21 protein-coding genes are annotated in these 22,675 nt (G+C 61.4%); 9 read left to right on the top strand and 12 right to left on the bottom strand.

Translation table 11 applies throughout. The features are described from left to right. Nucleotides 1-115: 115 nt before the first annotated feature. Both gabP and ACI2KS_RS12735 read right to left on the bottom strand, forming a co-directional pair. A complete protein-coding gene (gene gabP / locus ACI2KS_RS12740) occupies nucleotides 116-1,495 on the bottom strand; it encodes a GABA permease (RefSeq protein WP_404620619.1) in 1,380 nt (459 codons plus the stop codon). A 73-nt stretch (nucleotides 1,496-1,568) separates the two neighbouring features. Beyond that, nucleotides 1,569-2,351: a creatininase gene (locus ACI2KS_RS12735; RefSeq protein ID WP_404620617.1), complete on the bottom strand. Its 783-nt coding sequence runs from the start codon at nucleotides 2,349-2,351 to the stop codon at nucleotides 1,569-1,571. A gap of 324 nt (nucleotides 2,352-2,675) precedes the next feature. On the opposite strand from ACI2KS_RS12735, the gene ACI2KS_RS12730 reads away from it, so the two are divergent. The 4 genes from ACI2KS_RS12730 to ACI2KS_RS12715 are packed head-to-tail and all read left to right on the top strand — an operon-like array spanning nucleotide 2,676 to nucleotide 6,709. Then, nucleotides 2,676-3,803 carry an extracellular solute-binding protein gene (locus ACI2KS_RS12730; protein WP_404620615.1) on the top strand — a complete coding sequence of 376 codons (1,128 nt, stop codon included), beginning with the start codon at nucleotides 2,676-2,678 and terminating at the stop codon, nucleotides 3,801-3,803. Between the two features lie 23 nt (nucleotides 3,804-3,826). Further along, complete coding sequence (locus tag ACI2KS_RS12725; protein ID WP_404620613.1) at nucleotides 3,827-4,756, top strand: ABC transporter permease; 930 nt, start codon at nucleotides 3,827-3,829, stop codon at nucleotides 4,754-4,756. Further along, nucleotides 4,753-5,553 (top strand): ABC transporter permease, encoded by an 801-nt coding sequence (locus tag ACI2KS_RS12720; protein WP_404620611.1) that lies wholly within the window; start codon nucleotides 4,753-4,755, stop codon nucleotides 5,551-5,553. The genes ACI2KS_RS12725 and ACI2KS_RS12720 overlap by 4 nt, the downstream gene beginning before the upstream one ends. Nucleotides 5,554-5,599: 46 nt before the next feature. Further along, nucleotides 5,600-6,709: an ABC transporter ATP-binding protein gene (locus tag ACI2KS_RS12715; RefSeq protein ID WP_404620609.1), complete on the top strand. Its 1,110-nt coding sequence runs from the start codon at nucleotides 5,600-5,602 to the stop codon at nucleotides 6,707-6,709. A gap of 52 nt (nucleotides 6,710-6,761) precedes the next feature. On the opposite strand, the gene ACI2KS_RS12710 is transcribed toward ACI2KS_RS12715, so the two are convergent. The 3 genes from ACI2KS_RS12710 to ACI2KS_RS12700 form a co-directional block, all read right to left on the bottom strand. Next, on the bottom strand, nucleotides 6,762-8,759 hold the full coding sequence (locus ACI2KS_RS12710) for a U32 family peptidase (protein ID WP_404620607.1): 1,998 nt from the start codon (nucleotides 8,757-8,759) through the stop codon (nucleotides 6,762-6,764). Nucleotides 8,760-8,893: 134 nt separating this feature from the next. Next, a complete protein-coding gene (locus ACI2KS_RS12705) occupies nucleotides 8,894-9,274 on the bottom strand; it encodes a RidA family protein (RefSeq protein WP_404620605.1) in 381 nt (126 codons plus the stop codon). 122 nt (nucleotides 9,275-9,396) lie between these two features. Further along, nucleotides 9,397-10,308, bottom strand: coding sequence for a LysR family transcriptional regulator (locus tag ACI2KS_RS12700; RefSeq protein WP_404620723.1), 912 nt, complete (start codon nucleotides 10,306-10,308; stop codon nucleotides 9,397-9,399). Between the two features lie 147 nt (nucleotides 10,309-10,455). Here ACI2KS_RS12700 and ACI2KS_RS12695 point away from each other — a divergent pair, with 147 nt between their 5' ends. Next, the gene (locus ACI2KS_RS12695) at nucleotides 10,456-11,565 is read left to right on the top strand and encodes a Gfo/Idh/MocA family protein (protein ID WP_404620603.1); all 1,110 of its coding nucleotides are present in this window, start codon (nucleotides 10,456-10,458) and stop codon (nucleotides 11,563-11,565) included. Between the two features lie 28 nt (nucleotides 11,566-11,593). Here the strand turns inward: ACI2KS_RS12695 and ACI2KS_RS12690 are convergent, their stop codons facing one another. From ACI2KS_RS12690 to ACI2KS_RS12680, 3 genes are all read right to left on the bottom strand, one after another. Further along, on the bottom strand, nucleotides 11,594-12,442 hold the full coding sequence (locus ACI2KS_RS12690) for an aldo/keto reductase (protein WP_404620601.1): 849 nt from the start codon (nucleotides 12,440-12,442) through the stop codon (nucleotides 11,594-11,596). 20 nt (nucleotides 12,443-12,462) lie between these two features. Beyond that, entirely contained in the window at nucleotides 12,463-13,632 is a 1,170-nt protein-coding gene (locus ACI2KS_RS12685) for an SMP-30/gluconolactonase/LRE family protein (RefSeq protein ID WP_404620599.1), read from the bottom strand. Between the two features lie 158 nt (nucleotides 13,633-13,790). Continuing rightward, a complete protein-coding gene (locus ACI2KS_RS12680) occupies nucleotides 13,791-14,312 on the bottom strand; it encodes a heme-binding protein (protein WP_404620597.1) in 522 nt (173 codons plus the stop codon). A 107-nt stretch (nucleotides 14,313-14,419) separates the two neighbouring features. Here ACI2KS_RS12680 and ACI2KS_RS12675 point away from each other — a divergent pair, with 107 nt between their 5' ends. Next, the gene (locus tag ACI2KS_RS12675) at nucleotides 14,420-15,319 is read left to right on the top strand and encodes a LysR family transcriptional regulator (protein ID WP_404620595.1); all 900 of its coding nucleotides are present in this window, start codon (nucleotides 14,420-14,422) and stop codon (nucleotides 15,317-15,319) included. Between the two features lies 1 nt (nucleotide 15,320). Here the strand turns inward: ACI2KS_RS12675 and ACI2KS_RS12670 are convergent, their stop codons facing one another. The 3 genes from ACI2KS_RS12670 to ACI2KS_RS12660 form a co-directional block, all read right to left on the bottom strand. After that, the gene (locus ACI2KS_RS12670) at nucleotides 15,321-15,650 is read right to left on the bottom strand and encodes a hypothetical protein (protein WP_404620721.1); all 330 of its coding nucleotides are present in this window, start codon (nucleotides 15,648-15,650) and stop codon (nucleotides 15,321-15,323) included. Between the two features lie 17 nt (nucleotides 15,651-15,667). Continuing rightward, a complete protein-coding gene (rnk, locus tag ACI2KS_RS12665; protein WP_404620593.1) occupies nucleotides 15,668-16,075 on the bottom strand; it encodes a nucleoside diphosphate kinase regulator in 408 nt (135 codons plus the stop codon). A gap of 166 nt (nucleotides 16,076-16,241) precedes the next feature. Next, nucleotides 16,242-17,111, bottom strand: a complete 870-nt coding sequence (locus ACI2KS_RS12660) for an oxaloacetate decarboxylase (protein WP_404620591.1) — start codon at nucleotides 17,109-17,111, stop codon at nucleotides 16,242-16,244. 336 nt (nucleotides 17,112-17,447) lie between these two features. On the opposite strand from ACI2KS_RS12660, the gene ACI2KS_RS12655 reads away from it, so the two are divergent. Continuing rightward, nucleotides 17,448-19,406: an acyltransferase family protein gene (locus ACI2KS_RS12655; RefSeq protein ID WP_404620589.1), complete on the top strand. Its 1,959-nt coding sequence runs from the start codon at nucleotides 17,448-17,450 to the stop codon at nucleotides 19,404-19,406. Between the two features lie 255 nt (nucleotides 19,407-19,661). After that, nucleotides 19,662-20,054: a tautomerase family protein gene (locus ACI2KS_RS12650; RefSeq protein ID WP_404620587.1), complete on the top strand. Its 393-nt coding sequence runs from the start codon at nucleotides 19,662-19,664 to the stop codon at nucleotides 20,052-20,054. Nucleotides 20,055-20,174: 120 nt separating this feature from the next. Here the strand turns inward: ACI2KS_RS12650 and ACI2KS_RS12645 are convergent, their stop codons facing one another. After that, complete coding sequence (locus ACI2KS_RS12645; RefSeq protein ID WP_404620585.1) at nucleotides 20,175-22,064, bottom strand: methyl-accepting chemotaxis protein; 1,890 nt, start codon at nucleotides 22,062-22,064, stop codon at nucleotides 20,175-20,177. Nucleotides 22,065-22,370: 306 nt separating this feature from the next. Here ACI2KS_RS12645 and ACI2KS_RS12640 point away from each other — a divergent pair, with 306 nt between their 5' ends. Beyond that, the gene (locus ACI2KS_RS12640; protein WP_404620584.1) at nucleotides 22,371-22,655 is read left to right on the top strand and encodes a DUF2934 domain-containing protein; all 285 of its coding nucleotides are present in this window, start codon (nucleotides 22,371-22,373) and stop codon (nucleotides 22,653-22,655) included. Nucleotides 22,656-22,675 lie beyond the last annotated feature (20 nt).

Here is a 22,675-nt window from a genome sequence, read left to right as displayed (position 1 = left end):
GCACAAACATCACAAGCAAAAAAACCGGCCTGCTCCGTGGTGCGGGGCGGCCGGAAAGAGGTGAAACGTCAAGCGTGCCGGTCACCCCGGACACGCTGTGGATCAGTACCGCTGGCTAAGCCAGTTCGGTGTCACGCTGAGTGTTTTTCCTGCCGGAAAAGATTGCGCTCATGCACACGATGGACAACGCCAGCGCGCCGGTTGCGACCACCTCCATACGGTGTTCCGGCAGGATCAGCATCACCGCCAGAATGCTCAGGATCGACAGGATCACCAGGTAGCTGAGCCAGGGAAACAACCACATCCTGAAGGCAATCGGCTGACCGGCGGCTTGCATCTTCCTGCGCAATAACAGCTGAGAGATTGCAATGGCCAGATAGACCAGCAGGGCCACCGCGCCGGAACTGGCCAGCAGAAAGGAGAACACGTGCTCAGGGGCAAAGTAGTTGAGCGCGGTGGTGAAAAAGCCCACGGCGGTGCTTGCCAGCACCGCGACCCACGGCACGCTGGTGTTTGAGGTGCGTTGCAGGAGGCGAGGGCCGTCGCCGCGCCTGCTCAGCGAGTAGACCATGCGCGATGCGGTGTAGATCGCCGAGTTCAGACAGCTGGCCACGGCGATCAATACGACGATGTCGACGATCAGCTTGGCGTGAGGGATGTTCATCAGCTCCAGCGCTCGCTGATAGGAGCCCACCTGCATCAGCATCGGGTCGTTCCACGGCACGATGGAAATGATCAGGAACACCGACACGATGTAGAAAATGCCCATCCGCCAGACCACCGAGTTTGTCGCCCGGGTGATCTGTTTCGAAGGGTTCTTCGATTCGGCGGCGGCAATGGTAACGATTTCGGTGCCCATGAAGCTGAACACGGTGGTGAGCATCGCACCGATCACAGCCGACAGGCCATTGGGCATGAAACCACCGAAATCCCGACTCAATGCCAGCACGCCGCTGACCGTTGTGTCCGGCAATGCACCGGCCAGGGCGAGGCCGCCCAGAGCGATGAAGCCCAGTACCGCGATGACCTTGAGCATGGCGAACCAGAATTCGAACTCGCCGTAACGCGCCACGCTGAACAGATTGGTGATGGTCAGAAGGCCGGTGACTGCCAGTGCGAATTGCCAGGTTTCAATAGCCGGGAACCAGGCATGCAGGATGGCCGCGGCGGCAATCGCCTCGATGGGGATGACCAGCACCCAGAACCACCAGTACAACCAGCCGATGGTAAAACCGGCGGTGCGCCCCATCGCGCGCTCGGCGTAGGTGGAGAACGAGCCGGTGTCCGGCGAGGCGACCGCCATTTCACCGAGCATGCGCATGACCAGCACCACCAGCGTGCCGGACAGTATGTAGGCCAGGATCGCCGCCGGTCCGGCCGAGGCGATGGCATGGCCTGAGCCGATGAACAGCCCGGCGCCGATGGCCCCGGCGATGGACAGCATGGTGACGTGACGCTGCTTGAGACCTGGGGACAGACTGGAGCTGCTGGACATGTGATGAACCCTTTTTATTATTGATGGCGCGATGAAGGGCTAGCGGGAGTCGGTGTGGTACAGCGCTGCAGCTTTACTGTTGGAGGCTGAATGCCTCGCGCACGGCGGCGCTGATACCGGTCACGCAGACCTCCAGGATCAGCTCGCCTTTCTCGCGGCTTGAGCCCTTGGGCGATGAAAGCGTGCCGCATGCCGGGGTGCGTTCGGGGATGATCGGGAATACGTCGTAAGGCGCGAAGGTGGCCGGCGGGTGATCGACGGCGCGACTCAAATCGACCTTGTCCGGGTGCAGCGCCAGCATCAGCGAGGTTTCGAAGACCCCGCCGTGTTCGATGTCCCAACCCAGGAAACCGTCGGGGTAGAGCTTTTCGATTACCCCTGGATCGTTGACGAAATCCCAATAGGAAAGCACCACCACCTTGAAGTCATCGATGCCGCCATAGCGCAGTTCGCGCAGCGCAAGGTCAATGCCTTCGACGATGAACATGGAGTTCTCGTAGTGACCGTTCATCATCACCAGCCTGCGCGCGCCGTGGCGGGCCAGTTCGCGGATGATGTCCTGCACCGTGGCGGTCAGCGTGGCGCCATCCAGGCTGGTGGTGCCCGGAAAGTGATTGCCGCCGCCTGACTTCTGCTGCGACTTGTAGCCATAGGCAAGCGCCGGCAGCACCAGGCCGTCGACCTTGTGTGCCACCGCCTTGCAGATCGCGGTCGGCAGCAGCACGTCCACTTCCATGCACATGTGATGGCCGTGTTGTTCCAGTGCGCCCACCGGCAGGAAGATCGGGCAGCCGGTCATGACCTTGCGTGCATAGTCCGGCCAGGTCATCTCTCCAATCACGACGCTTTCATTCACAAGCTGCACCTTCAATTGTTCGTGTGTGGTTCACGGCTGCCCGTCTTGAGCAAGCACGGCACCGTGTAGATGGATTCGATCAGATCGCATGCCCTTGCAGTTGTCCGTTTCCGACCCCTAATTGACAAATTCCCTGACTGTGCTCGGGCCTCTGCGGTCACTGCCCCGGCCAGGCCAATGGGGCGGGTCTGGGATAGCACAGGTCGGGTATGCACAAAAAAAACCGATGGCAATCTGCTGCAATCGACGTCGACAGGGAGCGACAGCAGGCAGACCACAGGGAATTGACGGCAGGGCACCTTTCGATCAGTCGGGGAGACACCAATGAGCAAGCGCATCGAGCTTTCACGCCGTACATTTCTCAAGGGCAGCAGCGTGCTGGCGGGCACTGCGGCGCTGTCGGGTCTTTTGCCCCTGCGCAGTTTCGCCGCCGCTGAAAAAGAGCTGGTGATACTCGCCTGGGCCGGGCATGCCGAGCCGGACATCGTGGCCGATTTCGAGCGGCAGTACGGGGTCAAAGTGCGCGCCAAGTACTACACCGGCGGCGACAACATGCTCGGGCTGATCTCGCAATCACCCCCTGGCACCTTCGACCTGATTCTTTCCGATGCCGAGTATGTGCAGCAGCTCAACGCCGCCGAATACATCGAGCCGCTGAACCCGGCCGACTATCCATTGGATGACTTCTATCCCGAGTTCCAGCATTTCCCCGGCCACTGGCAGGGCGACACTCTGTATTCGGTGCTGATCCGCTTCGGGTTTCTGGGCATCGCCTTCAATACCCAACTGATCCCCGAGAGCCGCGTGCGCAGCTACGAGCTGTTCTGGGACGAGAGCCTGAAGGGCAAGGTCGGGCATTTCGACTGGCACCTGCCCAACCTGGGCCAGATCAGCCTGCTCACCGGCAACAGCCGCCCGTACGACATCGATGCCGCCCATTGGCAGCACGTGCAGCAGAAAACCATGAGCCTGCGCGGACAGATCGGCGGGTTCTTTGACTATGGCGGGACCTTCTCGTCACTGAAGAACGGCCAGATCCACGCCATGTGTGGCATCGGCGACTGGATCACCGGCGTGCTGCAACGCGCTGGCGCACCGGTCAAGACCGTGATCCCGCAGGAAGGTGGCCTGCAATGGAGCGAGTCCTATTGCATCGCCAAGAAGGCCCACAGCCCTGAGCTGGCGAAGAAGTTCATCCAGTACATCACCTCGCCTGAAGGCCAGGTCAAGTCGGCGAAAATGGCTGCTTATCCGGCGCTGATCCCCAGCAAGCGCGGTTGGGAACTGCTGAACAAGACCGATCCGGCCGAGGCGAAGCGCCAGGGCATGGTGATCGGTCAGCGCAACGTCATGGATGACATCCGCGACGGCCGCATCAAGTACCGCGAACTGCCGATCCAGCAGAGCCTGGAAGACTGGAACGACTTCTGGTCGCAGTACAAAGGCGCATGAGCCCGGGCCAGGAGCAGATCGCGATGATTTCAGACAAGCTCAAGACACCTTTACCGCGCTCGCTCAACGCTGGCGCCGAGCAGTCCCCAGCGGATGCCCGGTTGCGCAGACGACGCTCGCCCGTCCCTTGGTACGGTCTCGGATTCTCGCTGCCGATCCTGATATGGCAGATGATCTTTTTCGTGTTTCCGTTGCTGTTCCTGCTGGCGATCAGTTTCTGGCAGGTGCGCAATTTCCGCATGGTGCCGGCGTTCGAGTGGCTCAACTGGCGTTACATGCTGGGCCGCGAGTTCTTCTGGGACGCCTACGCCCACACGTTGATCATGGCCAGTGGGGCGACCCTACTGGTAAGCCTGGTGGCGTTGCCCTGTGCCTATGCCATTGCTTTCAAGTTTCGGGAGTCGAGCAAACAGTTGTTGGTGCTGCTGCTGATCACCCCGTTCTTCACCAGCTACCTGGTCAGAACCTACTCCTGGCAAGTGTTCCTCAGCGATAACGGCATCCTCAATGCAGGTCTGGGCTACCTCGGTCTGGGCCCGGTGCCGATGCTCAATACACTGTTTGGCAGTTACGTCGGTTACTTCACGCTGTGTCTGCCGCTGGTGGTGCTGTTGCAGCTGTTCAGCCTGATGTACATCGACCGTTCATTGATCGAGGCCGCGCACAATCTGGGCGCTGGTCGCGTGCGCACGGTGTTTGTGGTGGTGATACCGGCGGCTCGGATCGGCATCGTGGTGGCGGCGCTGTTCTGCTTCATCCTGACCTTTGGTGACTTCGTCAGCCCGCTGTACCTGGGCGGAGGACAGCCGCCGACCTTGAGCACGCTGATCGCCGACACCACCAAGTCAGGCCAGCAATGGCCAAGGGCTGCGGTGATCGCCACGATGATGATCGCGACGCTGCTGCTGGTCGCCTTCGCCTCGGTTCGTTTTGCCTACCGGAGGCGCTCATGAACGAGCATCGGCTGATCAACGTCCTGCTGCGTGGCTTTGTCGTGCTGGTGTTCGTGTTCATCTTCACGCCCATCGTCGGCAGTTTCGTCTTCTCCTTCAACATCGACCGCTTCCCGTCGCTGCCGCTGGGCGGTTTCAGCCTGCACTGGTATGCAACCATTGCTGCCGATCCTTCCATCTGGCAGGCCTTCGGCAACAGCCTGATGGTGGGGGTGGTGGTGGCGCTGGTCTCGACCGTGCTGGGGTTCACGGCGGCCTACACCGACTTTCGCTACCTGTTTTTCGGCAAGTCGGTGTACATGGCCCTGGCGCTGCTGCCGCCGACCATTCCGGTGGTGATCATGGGCCTGGCGATGCTCGCTTTTCTGTCCCGCGTCGGGCTTTCGGGCGAGATCTACGCGGTGATGATCAGCCACATCGTCATGTGTGCGCCCTTTGCGATGGCGGTGATCCGCATGCGCCTGGCGCAGATGGACCCGAACATCGAAGCCGCCGCCTGGAATCTGGGCGCCAGCCAGTGGAAGGCGATGCGCTTCGTGATTCTGCCGTTCGCAGCGCCCAGTATCTTTGCCGCGTTATTCGTGACCATGGCGGTGTCGTTCGATGAGTTCGCCGTGGCCTGGTTCGTCTCGGGGCTTAATGAAACGGTGCCGGTGCGCATCCTCAACACGCTGCAAGGGCAAGTGAGCCCGACCATCAACGCGATTGGCACCATCGTGTTCATTACCACCATGACCCTGGTGATCTTCGCGCAACTGTTGCTGATGCGCCGACACAAGAAGCCCGCCGATGTCTGACACCGCCGTGTCATCGCCCCTTAACTCCTTTACGCAGGACTCACTGATGAATCAGCCGCTGGTGGTATTCGATAACGTGGTCAAGCATTTCGGCAATTACCTGGCGGTCGAGCGCATGAACCTGGAGATCCATAAAGGTGAGTTCGTCGCCATCATGGGCTCCAGCGGCTGCGGCAAGACCACGACCTTGCGCATGCTGGCCGGCCTGGACAAGCCCAGCGAAGGCGAGATCCGCCTCAATGGCGAGCGCATCAACGACCTGTACTCATGGCAGCGCGACACCCCACTGGTGTGGCAGAACCTGGCGTTGTTTCCGTTTCTCAATGTCCAGGAGAACGTCGAGTTCGGTTTGCGCATGCGCGGCATGGCCAAGGCCGCGCGCCGCACCAAGTCGCTGGAATGGCTCGAACGGCTGGGATTGCAGGAGTTCGCCAGCCGAGACATCAGCATGCTTTCCGGCGGTCAACGGCAACGGGTGGCGCTGGCGCGTTCGCTGGTCACCGAGCCGCCGATACTGCTGCTGGATGAACCCCTGAGCGCCCTCGATGCTCACCTGAGTGTACGCATGCAGGGCGTTTTGACCGGCCTGCAGAAAGACTTGGGGATCACCTTCGTCTACGTCACTCACAGCCAGTCCGAGGCTTTCGCCATGGCCGACCGGGTGGTGATCATGAGCAAGGGGCGGGTGGAACAGACCGGTTCGCCCCGGGAAATCTTCCTTGAACCGCATAACCGGTTTGTCGCCGAGTTCGTCGGCGGCAAGAACATCCTCAGCGCAACGGTTGTCGGCCAGGAGGACAGCGGCCTGGTGCGCCTTGCTGCACAACATGGCGAGTTTCTCGCCAGGCCTGCTGGCGGTGGGGCGGTGGCGATCGGCGATCAGGTATCGGTGTGTATCAGCGCCGAGCAGATCGAACTGACGCTGCACGCCACTGCGGGCCATTCGCTGGCCTGCCGGGTCGTCGGCGAGGAGTTTGTCGGGTCAATGGTCAACCTCTACCTGGAAAGCAGCGAGGGGCTGGAGTTGCAGGTGCAAAAGCCCTACGCCGACTACATCGGTCTGAATCTGCTCGCCGGGCAGATGATCTTCGCCCGGTGGGCAGATGCACACGCGCTGATTCTTCGCGGCGACCGGCTGTCAGCGGTAGCCAGCTGACGACGGCAGGAAAGGAGAGGGCGCCGCCAAGGCGACGCCCCCCCGGATCGCCTCAGTGCGGAGCGCGATGGATGGTTTTCATCAGGTCTTCAGGGCTGATCTGACCCACTACTTGCACGCCGCTGCCCGGTAGCGGCAGGCCCAGGATGTTGCTCTTGATCTTGCCGATCACGTGCATCTCGCAGGGCTTGCAGTCGAACTTGAGGGTGAGGACTTCGTCGCCATGCACCAGTTGCATCGGCGCGACCTTGGTTTTCACACCGGTCACGCCCTTGGCCTGTTTGGGGCACAGGTTGAAGGAGAAGCGCAGGCAGTGCTTGGTGATCATCACCGGCACTTCGCCGGTTTCTTCATGGGCCTCGTAGGCTGCATCGATCAGCTGAACGCCGTGACGGTGGTAGAAGTCGCGGGCCTTCTGGTTGTAGACGTTGGCCAAAAACGACAGGTGCGATTCCGGATACACCGGTGGCGGGCTGGTCTCGGCCTTGCGACCGCCGCGCGGGTGGGCGGCGACGCGAGCGCTGGTCAGGGCTTCGATGACTTCGCGGCGCAAGGTCTTGAGCTGCGAGTTGGGAATGAAATACGCCTGCGGCGCGTCCAGCTCGACCCCGGTGGCGTGGTATTCGGTGGTGCCCAGCTGGCCGAGCAGGTCACGCAGTTGTTCCAGCGCCTGCTCGGGTTTGTTGGCCGTGCCGAACGGCCCTTGCAGGACCACGCTGGCGCCGATGCCTTCCTCGCTGGTAGCCGTCACCTGCAGCGATTGCTCGCGCAGCTGAACCTCCCACGACAGGCCGATGCGGCGCTCGGCGGAGGTCTTCTGCAAGGCCTGCTGCCAGTTGTGGTCCAGGTTGCGGTTGAGCGGATGATTGGGGCGCACCTTGTACAGGTCGGCCGGCATCTCATTGGGTTCGACGCGATAGCGATAGCGTTTCTGGCCATCTTCTTCGAACTCGCCCTTGGCTTGGGCGATGTTGGCCCGGAAACCCACGACTTCGCGCTTGATCTGCACATTGAGGCCATCGCCGTTGGACAGCGGCTCGTGGGTGACCACTTGCAGGTCGCGCTTGCCGACTTTTTCGACGATGCCCACCGGCAGGCCGGTGAAGGTCGGGGTGTCGAAGGCACCGATGTCGATCTTGCGGTCGGTGACGAAGTAATCGGTGCTGCCGCGATGGAAGGTCTTTTCCGGGTCAGGCAGGAAGAAGTGCGCGGTGCGGCCGCTGGATGCGCGGGCCAGATCCGGACGGTCTTCGAGAACGTCGTCCAGGCGCTGGCGGTAATAGGCCGTGATGTTCTTCACGTAACCCATGTCCTTGTAGCGGCCTTCGATCTTGAACGAACGCACACCGGCTTCGACCAGCGCACGGATGTTGGCGCTCTGGTTATTGTCCTTCATCGACAGCAGGTGTTTCTCGTAGGCCACCACACGGCCCTGATCGTCTTTCAACGTGTAAGGCAGGCGGCAGGCTTGGGAGCAGTCGCCGCGGTTGGCGCTGCGCCCGTTCTGCGCATGGGAGATGTTGCACTGGCCGGAAAACGCCACGCACAGCGCGCCATGAATGAAGAACTCGATGGCGGCGTCGGTCTGATCGGCGATGCTGCGGATTTCCTGCAGGTTCAGCTCGCGGGCCAGCACCAGCTGGGAGAAACCGGCCTGATCGAGGAACTTGGCTCGCTCAAGGGTGCGAATGTCGGTCTGGGTACTGGCGTGCAGCTCGATGGGCGGAATATCCAGTTCCATGACGCCCAGGTCCTGGACGATCAACGCATCGACGCCTGCGTCGTACAGCTGGTGGATCAGCTTGCGGGCGGGCTCCAGCTCGTTGTCGTGCAGGATGGTGTTGATGGTGGTGAACACCCGCGCATGATAACGATGGGCGAATTCCACCAGCTCAGCGATATCGCTGACTTCGTTGCTGGCGTTATGGCGCGCGCCAAAGCTGGGGCCGCCTATATAAATGGCATCTGCGCCGTGCAGGATGGCCTCACGGGCGATGGCCACGTCGCGGGCCGGGCTGAGCAATTCGAGGTGATGCTTGGGTAGGGACATTTTTTTTAGTCGGGTCTTCACGGTCAAGTCGGGCATTGTAGCGGTGAAACGCCCGACCGGCATCCTCATGCTGCCCGGTGGCGGCGACGCATTGCGCCAAGCCGCCGGATGACCCGGTGAAACAGGCCGCTCATTCAGCCTTTGGCAGCCATCGCGGTGACTTCCACACGCATGCCTTCAACCGCCAGCGCGGCCACACCGACCGCGGCGCGAACCGGCCAGGGTTTGGCGAAAAAGCGCTTGTAGACTTCGTTGAAGGCGGCGCGGTCGGCCATGTCGGTCAGGTAGATGGTCAGGTGCATGACCCGGCTCATCGAACTGCCGGCGCCTTCCAGGGCTACCTTGAGCGCTTGCAGGGTGCATTCGCTCTGCTCGGTGATGCCACCGAGTTCCAGGCTGCCATCGGCGCGCGTCGGGACTTGGGTGGAGACCATGATCCCGCCAAAGGCGGCGACGTCGGAGGAGATGGAATCGGCATCCGGATCCGGGAAAAACGTGAGGTCTTGGCTGGACATGACAATCTCTTGCTGGTGGTAGTGAACGGCCGCTGCACTGGGTGAGCGGCGAGACGGTATGCATGATAAGGGAGATCGACGATCGGTAAAGCCCCATCGAGCCTGCCTGTCGCCCATGGCAATCAGGCAGGTTTGACGTCGGGCTGAGGCACGGCGGCAATGTGCTCCTTGAAGTAGTCGATCAGGGCGCGCAGTTTCGGCGTGGCGTTGCGGCTCGACGGCCAGAGCATCCACAGCGAGCCGCGATGGTCGGTGAACTCGGCCAAAACCTTTTCAAGCCTGCCTTCGCCCAGGGCCTGCACGGTCGAAAAGTCAGCCATGCAGGCAATCCCCAGCCCCTCAAGGGCCAGATGGGTCAGGGCGTCGGTGGTGGTACAGGTGATGACCTTACCCAACAGTGGATCGCTTTCAGCGTCGGGCGCCCGGACTGGCCAGCGCTCCAGTGAGCCACTGGCCGGAAACTTGTGCAGCAGGCAGGCGTGATTGCGCAGTTGGTCCGGATGAACCGGGCGTCCGTGCCGCTCCAGGTAGGCGGGCGAGGCGACCAGTTCGAGTTTGTATTCGCCGAGCTTGCGCGCCATCAGCCGCGAGTCGGACGGCTGTCCGGTGCGGATCACGGCATCGAAACCTTCCTCGATCACGTCCACCATGCGGTCGGAGAGGTCCACATCCAGCTCGATCTGCGGATAGGCCTGCATGAAGCCCGAGAGCAGGGGAAAGATCAGGGTGTTTTGCAGCGGAACGCTGATGCGCAGTTTGCCCCGTGGGGACCCGGCCAGTTGCGACAGCTCGATTTCGGCCTGTTCGGCTTCAATAATGATGCGTTTGCAACGCTCCAGAAACAACTCGCCCTCGGCAGTCAGGGTGACGCTGCGGGTACTGCGGTGGAACAGGCGTACGCCCAGGCGTTCCTCCATGCGCGCGACACTTTTGCCGACCGCCGAGGAGGAAATCTCCAGCAGGCGCCCGGCCTCGGTGAAGCTGCGGGTTTCGGCGACCTGCACGAAGGCGGTGATTCCGCTAAGGCTGTCCAGCATCGTTGGAGCTCCAGCAGTCAGGCAAGGGATGGGTGGGCCAATTTAAGCCATTTTGTCCGCAATGTTCGGAAGTCCGGTCTGTTTTTCTTCGCAGGCTTGCTCTCTAGACTTCAGGCTCGTTGCCAATTCTTCATGGAGACTTTTATGAGCGCAGCTTCCACCCCCATTCGCGTTGGCCTGGTCGGGATCGGCAACTGGGCGATGCATGGGCATATCCGCGTTTTGTCGCTGCTGCCTGAGTATCAGATCAGCGCGATCTACAGCCAGCGCCAGGAAAGCGCCAGGGCGGTCGCGGCAGAGCTGGGCATCCCCCATGTCGCCGAGTCGCTGGAGGATCTGGTCAACCACCCACAGGTGGATCTGGTGATCGTGCTCACCACCGCGCCACAGCATGAACACGCCGTGCGTGCGGCCATCAGCGCGAAAAAGGACGTGTATTGCGAATGGCCGCTGACCACCCGCACCTCGACCTCCGAGGAGCTGACGCTGCTGGCCAAGGCCGCCGGGGTACGGCACATCGTCGGCCTGCAACGTCGGCATGCACCGCACAACCGTTATCTGCAAGACCTGCTGCAGCAGGGCTACGTGGGCAAAGTGCGGTCAGTGCGCATTCACGTGAGCATGAATTACTTCCAGGCGCTGCGCCCCAACGCGCTGCGCTGGACCGTGCCGGTGGAGAACTTCTCCAGCGTGATCGCGATCTACGCCGGGCATTTTCTCGACATGTTGTTCACGGCGACCGGCTGGCCGGTGAATGTCACGGGCCTGGTGGCCAGCCAGTTCGACAAGGTGACGATCCAGGAGACCAACGAGGTGTTCGACACCACGGCTCCCGATCAAATGGTGCTGGTCGGCCAGCTGGAGGATGGCGCTCTGGTGTCGGTGCACATCGAGGGCGGCAAACGCAATGGCTCAGGGGTGCGCATGGAAATCACCGGTCACGAGGGTGACCTGCGCATCACCAACACCTCGGCATTCGGCGCGGTGGGCGACGACTACGTGATCGAGGGCGCCCATGGCGACAACCTGCCGATGCAGGTCTTGCCGATCCCGGACAATTATCTGCGCCTGCCGCAATCGGACCTGCCTTCGGCGGTGCTGGAGCTGGCGGAGTTGTATTACGTGCATGCCCAGGACGTCGCAGAAGGCACCCACGCCGCGGCCACTTTCGATGACGCCGTGCGCATGCACAAGTTGCTGGATGCAGCGCTGGCGTCATCGCAAACCGGGCAACGCGAGCGTCTGGCCGGCTGAGGCGCAGAGGCACCGGCCATCGTTGGCGTTAAAACTCCTGGTAAACCGCCGGATCCTGGTCATGGGTCCGCCCGGTCGGACTGGCCAGGCGCGCGATGTTCTGCATGTCCTGGGCGGACAGCTGGAAATCGAATATGTCGAGGTTTTGCCGCTGCCGATGGGGCGAGCTGGCCTTGGGCAAGGGGATGGCGCCCAGTTGGTGATGCCAGCGCAGGATGACCTGCACCAGGGTTTTTCCAAGGCGCTGGGCAATTGCTTGCAAGGCCGGGTCCTTGAGCAGGTGATTGGCCCGTCCCAGCGGGCTCCAGGATTGCGTCGCGATGCCAAGGGCGCTGTTGCAGGCCAATTGTTCGTGCTGCGGGAAGTAGGGGTGCAGCTCGATCTGGTTCAGCGCCGGTGTCACGCCGCTGGCGGCGATGATCTTTTCCAGGTGCTCGGGCAGGAAATTGCACACCCCGATGCTTTTCACCCAGCCGCGCTGGCGCGCCTCAACCAGCGCACTCCAGGCTTCGACATACTGGCCTTTGCCAGGGTTGGGCCAATGCAGCAGGTACAGGTCCAAATAGTCCAGCTGGCTGCGATACAGCGACTCTTCGACGCTGATCAGCGCCTGATCGAACGCATAGTGGCGCCCAGGCAGTTTCGACGCGATACGCAGATCTTCCCGGGGCACGGGGCTGCGCCGGATCGCTTCGCCGAGTGCGCCTTCGTTCTCGTAGTTCACCGCGCAATCGAGCAGTCGATAGCCCGACTCGATGGCCGCGACCATGGCCTCCACGCCTTCGGAGCCGTTGAGTTTGTAGGTGCCAAAGCCAATCGCCGGCAGCCTGGTGCCATCGTTGAGCTCGATTGAGGGAACGCGGGTGTCAGGTGTCATGAATGCCTTCAGAAACAGCGTTATTGAGGTTGAGCGTTAAATTGCGGTGTGCCATCGACAGGCGTGCGGATCAGCAGATACGGCGGCCTGCGGGTATCGAAACCCTTGCCCATCCGGTCCCATTGACCGAGCGTCACGTAGACCGCGTCGGCGGTGACGAACAGTCCGTCCGGCCAGACCAGCCGAGGATCACGCAACACCACCTCCAGATGCCCGTCCGGCCAGCGTCGCAGCACCTGGTGGTGCTCGGCGTCGGTCAGGTAGAGACGGCCCTGGCGGTCGATGTCCATCCCGTCGGTCATGACCTTTTCGCCTTCATCGCGGATCTGCGACGCCAGCTGCCTGTCGTTGAGGGTGAAGTCCGACAGCGCCGCAGTGGGCAGGCTCCACAGATGGCGACCGGTCAGGGGCGAGTAGTACAGGCGCGTGCCGTCGGCGGTCAGCGCCAGGCTATCGACGCCGCCGTGGGGGAAGACGGTCTTGTTGCCCTGATAACGCATGGGCACGCCATCGAGCTGGGTGACGAAATCGGCCTGCGCCTTGATCGAAGGGTCGTCTGCCAGCACCCGACGCTGCCTGCCGCTGGCAAGATCGACCACCACCAGCGCCGGGCTTTCGCCGAACGAGGAGTCGGCGACATAGGCGGTCCCTTGGCTGCCGTGGGTCAGATCGATGCGCAGATCGTTCATGTGGCTGTCCTGCAGCAGCGCGTCCTTGAGCACCACCGAAGCGACGATGGTGTTGCTGTTCAGATCGATGCCCACCACCTTGGCGGCCCCCGGCGCGATCCCCTCATGCCCGGCGCGCTTGCCATCATCGATCAACCACAGCCGGCCCTGGCTGTCGAGGGTCATGCCGTGCACCGAGATCAGCTTTTCACGATCGGCCAGGGCCGATGGCTGACTGACAGAGGCAGAGGGGTAAGGCAGTAGTTTGCCGTTGACCAGTTCGCCCAGGGTCATTCCCGGGTGATCGATGGCATGGCGCGGGAAACCGACAAAGGTGCGGCCGTTCGGGGTCACGACAATGCCGGAGGGGCCCGGCCCCTGGAACGCGGCGACTTCCTCAACCGAGCCAACGGGCACCAGGCTTCTGTCCACTGTTTCAGCACGGGCACTGACGCTGACCGAGGCCATCCCGATGCTGATCAGCGAGGCCAGGAAACCCGCGGCTAGCGGATACTTCGACATTGATTGCTCCTCTGGTAAAGCCCGGGGAGCCAGGCCTGAAACCGGTTACAGAGCCAGCTGAAAAAAACCTGTCCCTGGGTTGTCGTGGAACAGGTGGATGAGCGGGCTCATGATTTATTGAAGGTGTCGCAGGCCAGGAGTTCCGGGGATTTGCCAGGCTATTCAAAAGAGGACTGGAATTTCTTCACCGCCTGGACAGCGCAGGCCTCGTCTTTGTCGCCACCTGGCGCACCCGATACGCCCAGCCCGCCGATGACCTGGCGATTGGCTTGGCGCAGGGTCACGCCGCCGGGAATGAACAGCACCTGCGGCACGGTATTGAGCGCACCGTTGCTGGGGCCGTCGAGCTTGGCTGCGATCAGCTCGCTGGTGCTGTCCTTGTTGAATGCCTGACCGTAGGAAAACGCGGTGTAGGCTTTGCGGTAAGACACTGACAGCGACTGCAGCGGCACCGTGTCGCCCTTGATCACGACTTGCTCGTGCCCGGAAGGGTCGACCACCGCAGCCGTGACCGAATAACCCTGTGCAGCACAGATCTGTACCGCTTCGCTGGCGAGTTTTTCTGCGGTCTGCCAAGGCAGTTTCTGGGTGCTGATCAGGTGGCTGTCGGCGGCCATCGCGCTGCTGCACAGCAAGAGCCCAGCCAGGGTCACAGGGGCGATTGTGCGAGTCAGTGGCATGCTCGTTTCCTTCTTCCATTGAGGTGAAGGGGCAGTATCGACAACCACGCCAAGCGGAAAAACCGCATATTATCGAAATGTCTTTCCGATAATTCCGGACAATAACCATGCATGACATTTCTGATATGGCCGTTTTCGTGGAGGTTGCACGCCACGGCGGATTCTCGGCCGCCGCCAGGCAAATGGGCCTGGCGACCTCGGTGGTCAGCGATCGCGTCAAGGGCCTGGAGACGCGCCTTGGGGTGAAGTTGCTGAACCGCACAACGCGCACTCAGGTGCTGACCGAAAGCGGCGCGAGCTACCTGGAGCAGGCAACCCGGATCATCGCCGACATCGCCGCGCTGGAAGCCTCGGTCATGCAGGACAGCACCGTCGCCCGTGGCGACCTGAAGATCACCGCACCGGGCCCGCTGGGGCGTCGGCATGTCGCGCCGTTGATTGCGCAGTTCTGTCTGGACTCTCCGCAGATCCGCGTTCACCTGTCGGTGGATGACCGCTTCACCGATATCGTCGCAGAAGGCTATGACATCGCCTTTCGCGGCGGGCCGGTGGTCGACAGCCAGTTCACCGGTCGCTGCCTGTTCGAAACCCGGCGGGTGATCGTTGCCAGTCCCGGTTATCTGCACCGGTCGGGCACCCCGCTGACGCCCGAGGATCTGAAAAAACACCGGTGTCTGGTGTTCAACAGCCAGGCGCATTATTTCGCCGAGTGGCGCCTGGGCCGAGGCAAGCAGATGCGCTCGGTGAGGGTCGAGGGGGCCATGGCCTCGACCCACTCCGAGCTGCCTGTCAGTTGGGCCTTGGCCGGGTTGGGCTTGACGCAGAAATCCTGGTGGGAGGTCGCGCCCCACGTCGCCGAAGGCACGCTGATCACGGTGCTGGAAGCCTACGAACCCGAGCCGGTTTCGTTTTACGCCATCCACCCGGTGCGCACGGCTCAATCGCGCAAAGTGTGTCTGTTCATGGAGGCGGCGGCTGACTGGTTTCGTGGGTTCGATCAGGGCTGAGTCATGGCTCTGGCGCTTGCTCGTTCAATGATCGGTACCAGTGCGCGTACGGCGTGTTGTCGACCCGCTTTCGGTTGAAGTCGGGGCTGCCGTCATCCCACCACACCGGGCCTCGCTCACCCAGGGCGACCTTGGCCGCCTGGACTTCGGATCGTGCGGCCTTCATCCGGTCCTGATCGCCCGAGGCCTTGGCGGCCTTGACCTCGCGCCGGGCCGCCATCAGCGCATTGACCCAATGCTGGCGGGTCTGCAGGTCAAGGGCGGGGTTGGAGCAGCGCCATAGTTGCTCCTTGACGACAAAGTAGCGGCCATCCGGCGTGGTCGGATTGATCATTCGCGGCACCGGGCCTACAGGTGATGGTCGCCAGCGGCTTCAGGCTGGTACTCCACCGCCAGCAGCTGCAGGCTCAGGGATTTGCCCTGAGGGGTCGGCCAGTCGATGTGCTGGCCCACGCGCAAGCCGATCAGGGCGCTGCCCACCGGTGCCAGAATCGACACCGTGCCCTGGGGCCCTGCATCCTTGGGATAAACCAGGGTGAGGTGGTAGTCCTTGCCGCTGATGTCCTCGCGACAGTGCACACGCGAATTCATCGTGACCACGCCAGCGGGGATCTGCTCGGCCTCGAGCACTTCGGCCCGATCCAGCTCGCCCTGCAAGGCTTCAATGCCCGGGGCGTCTTCGTCCAGGCTGGCAATCAGGCGCTCGAGCCGTTGAACGTCGGGGCGGGTGAGGGTAATAGCGGGTGCGGTATTCATGGTCAGGACAACTCCATTGTCGGTCCGGCGCAAAAACAGAACCCCACTGGCGGACAGCGGGGTTCGGCTGGCGTTGATCAGCAACGCATCGCTCACCATAGCAACAACCCGCGTTGCGATCACCCATGACGCTGCGTTCGGGTTGACGGCGCGCAGGCCTGTCAGCTCACTCCTTGACGTCCATGAACTCTTCAGCCCAGGCCACATAGCTTTCCGGCAGGGTGTAGGTATGGGTCAGCTCGGTGGCGCTCAGGTTCGAGGTGCTGTGGGTGACCTCGCGCTGGGCGCGCAGGCAGTCGTAGGTGGCCTTGATCGATGCGAAGTACGCCGCATGCCCGGCAACGATCACCCGTACACCCTGGTCTGCCAGGCGTTGCCGGTCGTTGAGTTTGGGGTTGCCGTAGGTCACCAGCATCAGCGGCACGCTGAGCTTCTCGGAAATTTGCTCAAGGTGCTCGAAGTCCTTGATGCCGACGATGCAGATGCCGTCGGCGCCGGCCTTTTCATAGGCCTGGGTGCGCTCGATGATTTCCTGGACGGGCAACACCGCCGCATTGGTCCGGGCGATGATCGCAAGCTCTGGATCGACCCGGGCCTCAATGGCTGCGCGGACCTTGCCGATGCCTTCGCCGATGGAAATCAGGTCTGTCGATTTACGGCCAAATTGCGCCGGCAGCAGCGTGTCTTCGATGGTCAACGCCGCTACACCGGCGCGCTCGAGCTCTTCAACGGTGCGCATGACGTTCAAGGCATTGCCGTAGCCATGGTCGGCGTCGGCAATGAACGGCAACTGCGCAACGCGGCCGATACGCGTGGCCTGTTCGACGAACTCACTCAAGGTGATGAGCGCAAAGTCCGGGGCTGCCAGGACCTGCAACGAAGCCACCGAGCCGCCGAGGATGCCAACCTCGAACCCGAGATCGGCGGCGATGCGCGCAGACATGGGGTCAAACACCGAGGCGGTATCGAAACACCCTTTTGAAGCAAGCAGTTCTCGAAAATTACGACGCAGGGCGGAGTGGGAAATTCTGGACATGACAATTCCTGGTTCTGGCCATCATCGAAGGTAACGATCAACGCCAACACGTTAAAGAGTGAGGCGAGATTACCATGCCGAAAAACGCCAGGTCATGGCGGTTGGCGATGACACAGGAGCAAAAAGAAGCAGAAGGGCATCAAAAAACAGGGATCTTCCACGTGCTCGCCTAAATGTGCCAAGTATTTGGCAGCCGCAAAAGCATCACAAATCTCGACCCACATTCAAGCCATTAATTTGACTTGCGCCCGGAGTTCTTTATGTTGAAGTGGCGGTGAAGGGAGTGGCGCTTTTAAGGACACTTTCAAATTTCCATATTCAAACGAAGGCGCCCCCATGACATCGACCCATGTGCATTCTGGTCGCGTGATCAACTATCGGCCTGAAATCGACGGACTCCGTACATTGGCGGTGCTGCCGGTCATCCTGTTTCATGCCGGTTTCACTGTCTTTTCGGGCGGCTTTGTCGGCGTCGATATCTTCTTTGTCATCTCGGGGTATTTGATCACCTCGATACTTGCCGCGGAAATAGCCGAAGGTAACTTCTCGATCCTCAAGTTTTATGAGCGTCGAGCTCGACGCATATTGCCGGCGTTGTTCTTCGTGATCCTGGCCACCGTGCCTTTTGCCCTGGCCTGGATGCTGGACGGCGATATACAGAACCTGGGGCGAAGCATCATGTCGGTTGCGGTGTTCGCTTCTAACCTGTTTTTCTGGCGAAACACCGATTATTTCGATCCCGCTTCCGGTGAGCAGCCGTTGTTGCATACCTGGAGCCTTGGGGTCGAAGAGCAATACTACATTTTCTTCCCGTTGTTTCTGCTGGTGGCCTGGAAGTTGAAAAAACCGGGGCTGACGCTGTTCATTCTGTGCGTTATCGGTGTTTCACTGGCGTTGTCGCAATGGGGCGCTACTTACCACCCTGCGCTCAACTTCTACCTGTTGCCGACCCGTGCCTGGGAGCTTCTTGCAGGGTCATTGGCGGCCATGCTGTTGTTCCGCCAACAGCCCGCTGTGACCGTCCCTTCATTCAGCCTCTATAAAGCGGCACTGGCGATCACCGGCAGCGTCATGGTGCTGTACTCGATATTCGAGTTCGACGAGGCCACGCCGGTCCCCAGCCTCTATACCGTGGTGCCGGTGCTGGGCACCTGCCTGATCATCATGTTTGCCTCGCCCAGATGCCTGACGGGCAAGGTGCTCGCGTTCAAACCCATGGTGGCAATCGGTTTGATTTCCTACAGCGCTTACCTGTGGCATCAACCGGTTTTCGCCCTGTATCGGGTATCCCCATTCCAGCTGTCGGCTTACGACTCACAAGTGTTCCTGGTCTTGATCCTCGCGGTGTTTGCGCTGGCCTGGATCAGCTGGAAATACGTCGAGGCGCCGTTTCGCTACAAAAACCGCGTTTCCCGGGCTGCGGTTTTCAAATGGGCGGGCGCCAGCATGGTTGCGCTGCTGGCAATCGGCGGCACCTTGAACGTGCTGTACACCGCCAAGGCAGACCCCTTGGCCGTGACGGTGCCTGACTGCCCGGACTTTCAGGTTGGCGTTCCGGGGCTGGTCTGCAAAAAGATCGGCAACGGCGCCAAGCTCGCGGTGTTCTTCGGGGACTCACACATATTGCCGCTGATCGATGACTTCAAGGAAGAACCCGGCGTGACCTACATGTTTCTCTCGGTCATGGGCTGCGCGCCGCTGGTGGGGCTGGAGCGCTATGACGGCATGGGCTTCAGCGGCAACTGCGACAAGCCTGGCCAGATCAAGCAATACGCTGACTACGTGGCCAGGCTGGCGCCGGAAAAGATAGTCCTAGTGGGGCGCTGGACGCTGTACATGCAGGGTTGGCAAAAGAAGAACGTGCTACAGAAGCAGCATCACCTGCTGCAGCTGGACACCGGTGAAAAGGGCCTGACGCCGTCGCAAGTGGTGTCTACCGGCATCGATGCGACTGTGAACTATTTTGCCCGCACGACCCCGGCAAGCCGCCTGTACATTCTTGAGCAGGTACCCGATATCCAGATGTTCGGGCATGTCCGGGCGGTGGTCAGTGCGTTGGGCGACAACGTGCCCAGGGCCGCCGTCGACGCATGGGACAAGGACGAAAGGGCGCTGCTCGACAGCAAGACCCAAGGCGGGCAGTTGAGCCTGATTCACACCAAACAGTACTTCTGTGACGCGACCACCTGCGAGATCGGCAAGGACAAGCAGTACTACTACCTGGACGACAATCACCTGAGTCCGTCAGGGGCGAAACTGCTGACCGAGCCTTTGAAGATGGCGATTGCCGATTGACCGATCCGCTGTGACTCCAGCAAGCGCCGGTGCTGCTGGAGTGCGGTCAGTTTCGCAGGGTTTAATGCTCATCTTCAGCGGCGCTGGCCTGCCCGTCGCAGGCTGGCGCAACAGCGGTTCTGGCTAGCGATGGGTCATGCCGCCGTGCGCGCGGACGAGTCTGCGTTTGATCAATGCCAGCCATTGGCCTAGGGTAGGCCAGGCCCCGCCAACCGCAGGCGGTCTCAACCGATATTTCCCAGAAGGGTCCGCCTGATGCCGTTAGCCCGAATTGACGTTGCTGCCCACACCAGCCCCGAAACTGTTGCCGCCATCAGCGACGTCGTCTATGACGCGATGGTGCAAACCGCCAACGTTCCAGAACACGATCGCTTTCAGGTCATCAACCGCCATGCCAAGGACGAATTGATCTACCCGGCCGCGGGCTATCTCGGGGTGACGTACACCCCCGACATCGTCTTCATTCAGGTGACCTGGAATGCCGGACGCTCAATTGAAGTGAAAAAGGCGTTCTACAAGGCCGTCGCCGAGGGCATTCACCGCAAGACCGGTCTGCGCAAAGAGGACATCTGGATCAACCTCATCGACGTGAAACGTGAGGACTGGTCATTTGGCAACGGAGAGATGCAGTACGCCCCGACGGACTGAGGGCGTATCAACCAGACGGGGCAGGGCGCAAGCGCTGCGGGGCAAGCTGTCGGTCATTGCTGACAGGCTGCCCCCGACCCGGACGCCAGGCATCCGCGACGATGGCCATGAACGCCCGGATCAGATGCGGAAACTACCCACCAGCTGCCTCAAGCGCCCGGACTGTTGTTCGAGATCCTTGCAGGCATGCAATGTGGTCTGAAGGTTCTCGACGCCTTCCTGATTCAAGGTGTTGATCTGAGTGATGTCGACGTTGATGGCTTCCACCACGGCTGTTTGTTCCTCGGTCGCAGTGGCGACCGACTGGTTCATGCCATCGATCTCACCAATGCGCAAGCTGACGTTTTCAAGGCTCGCACCGGCACGGTGGGCAATGCCGACGCTTTCGACGCTCTCGCGCTGGCTTTCGGTCATGATTGCCACCGCCTGCCGAGCACCCAGCTGCAACTCCTCGATCATCGCCTGGACCTGGGCCGAGGATTCCTGTGTGCGGTGAGCCAGGTTGCGCACTTCGTCCGCCACCACCGCGAAACCTCGTCCCGCCTCACCGGCGCGCGCAGCCTCGATGGCGGCATTGAGTGCCAGCAGGTTCGTCTGCTGCGAGATGCCGCTGATCACCTCGAGGATCTGCCCGATGTTGGCAGTCTTGGTATTGAGCGTCTCGATCTGCCCGGTCGCGCCGCTGATCCTGGTGGAAAGACGGGTCATCGAGGCGATGTTTTCGCCCACCACCTGTTGCCCACCACTGGCCAAAGTGCGGGCATCACTGGAGTGATCGGATGCCCGCGCCGCGTTCTGGGCGATCTCCTGCGCCGCCGCCCCCAGTTCGTTGATCGCGGCGGCCACGCTGTTGGTGCGATTGGCCTGTTGATCGGAGTTGAGCATCGAGGCGTTGGACGCACGCACCACCCTCAGCGCGACTTCATTCAACTGCACGGTGGAGGAGGCGACTTCGCGCATCGATTCATGGATACGCTCCACGAACAGATTGAAGCCATTGCCCAGGTAACCGAACTCGTCCTCACTCTGGATCGCCAGGCGCTTGGTCAGATCGCCGTCGCCTGCGGCGATATCGTGCATGGCCCGGCCCATCAGGTTCAGCGGGCGCAAAAGAACGCTGAGCAAAACCCCCAGCAGACTGATGATCAGCACCACGGCAACCAACGTGGCCACCACCGCGGAGGTGCGAAAGTCGCTCAGCGCTGCATACGCCTGATTCCTGTCGACAGCTACGCCGACGTACCAGTTGACCGACGGCAGGCCATCGACATGAGCAAAGGTCAGAATCTGCGCCTTGCCGCCCAGGTTGCCCTCGCTGATATCGCTGGAAAGCTTCGGCGCGGAGGCCGGATAGACCTCGGCCAGCGTCTTCATGACCAGCGAGGTGTCCGGGTGCACGAGGATGCGTCCATTGGCATCGACCAGAAACGCATAGCCATCGCCGTGAACCCGCAGCGAGCTGATCATCTTCACCAATGCCTCCAGACTCAGGTCACCGCCGGCGACCCCCGACACCCCGGATGCGCCTTTTACCGGCGTCGCGATGGTCACGATCAAAGCCTTGGTCAGGGCATCCAGGTAGGGTTCGGTCAGCGTGGTCTTGCCAGCGCTGATCGCGTCGGTGTACCACGGCCGGGTGCGCGGATCGTAGCCAGCGGGCATTTCATCGGGCGGCTGGGTGATGAATGAACCGTCACCCTTGCCCAGATAGATGCTGACAAACGTCGAAAGCAGCGTGCGCTGACCGAGGGCCAGGTTCTGCGTCTGGGCATTCGCCGCCCAGTTTGCATTTTCGGCGACATTCTCCACCAGAAGGATCCGCCCGCTGAGCCAGCTCTGGATATTGCTGGCCGTGCTCTGGCCAACCTGGTTGAGACTGTCCTTGAGCTGATCGCCGATGGCGGTGCGCTGCAGGTAATCGTTGTAGAGCGTAAACAGGGAGAACGCGGCGACAACAACCAGTGAGGCCGCCAGAAGAATCTTGTGACTGAATTTCAGTGATTTGGTCATGCCGGTGCGATCCATGGAGCTGTTTCAAGGAAAACGATCAATTGCGCATCGCTGCGGGCTGCATCGGCAGGAGACCCGGTTGCTGAAGGCAGATTTTGACAGTGAAGGCGGCGCGGGATGGATTTCAGATCGCCGGTAGTCTGCGGGGGTTGTCTGCCCGTGGCTGGGGCGGCCTGAATGAACCGGGGCCGATCAATGGAGCCAGCCCGGTGATCTGATGGGTGGTGCAAATCTGATGCAACAGCAGGGGTCGTGACCGGATCTAAAATGAGTGACGGCTCCGTCGTCCAGCAGAGGGCAGACAAAATGGACATCGACGAAAAACGCATCAGCGATTTTGCATACTCCATCTGGCAGTCGGAAGGAGAGCCAGAAGGAGAACACCAGCGGCACTGGGAAAAGGCCCGGGTTATGGCCGAAGCCGAAGGCAGCGCAGCACCCGCCCATATCGAGGAATCCTTTCCCGGTGATGTGCAGGAAGGAAACGATGCCGAGCAAAAGCCTCGGGATCCACGCTCGACAGATCCTCTGGATGCTGACGGATCCGTGATCCCTATCAGCCAGAGCGCTGCAGAGACGACGCGCAGATGACTGCCGTTGATGAACGATGC

The sequence above is a fragment of the Pseudomonas sp. NPDC087358 genome (assembly GCF_044900785.1).
In the GTDB taxonomy this organism is placed as follows: domain Bacteria; phylum Pseudomonadota; class Gammaproteobacteria; order Pseudomonadales; family Pseudomonadaceae; genus Aquipseudomonas.
This window is presented reverse-complemented; position numbering and strand designations above follow the sequence as displayed.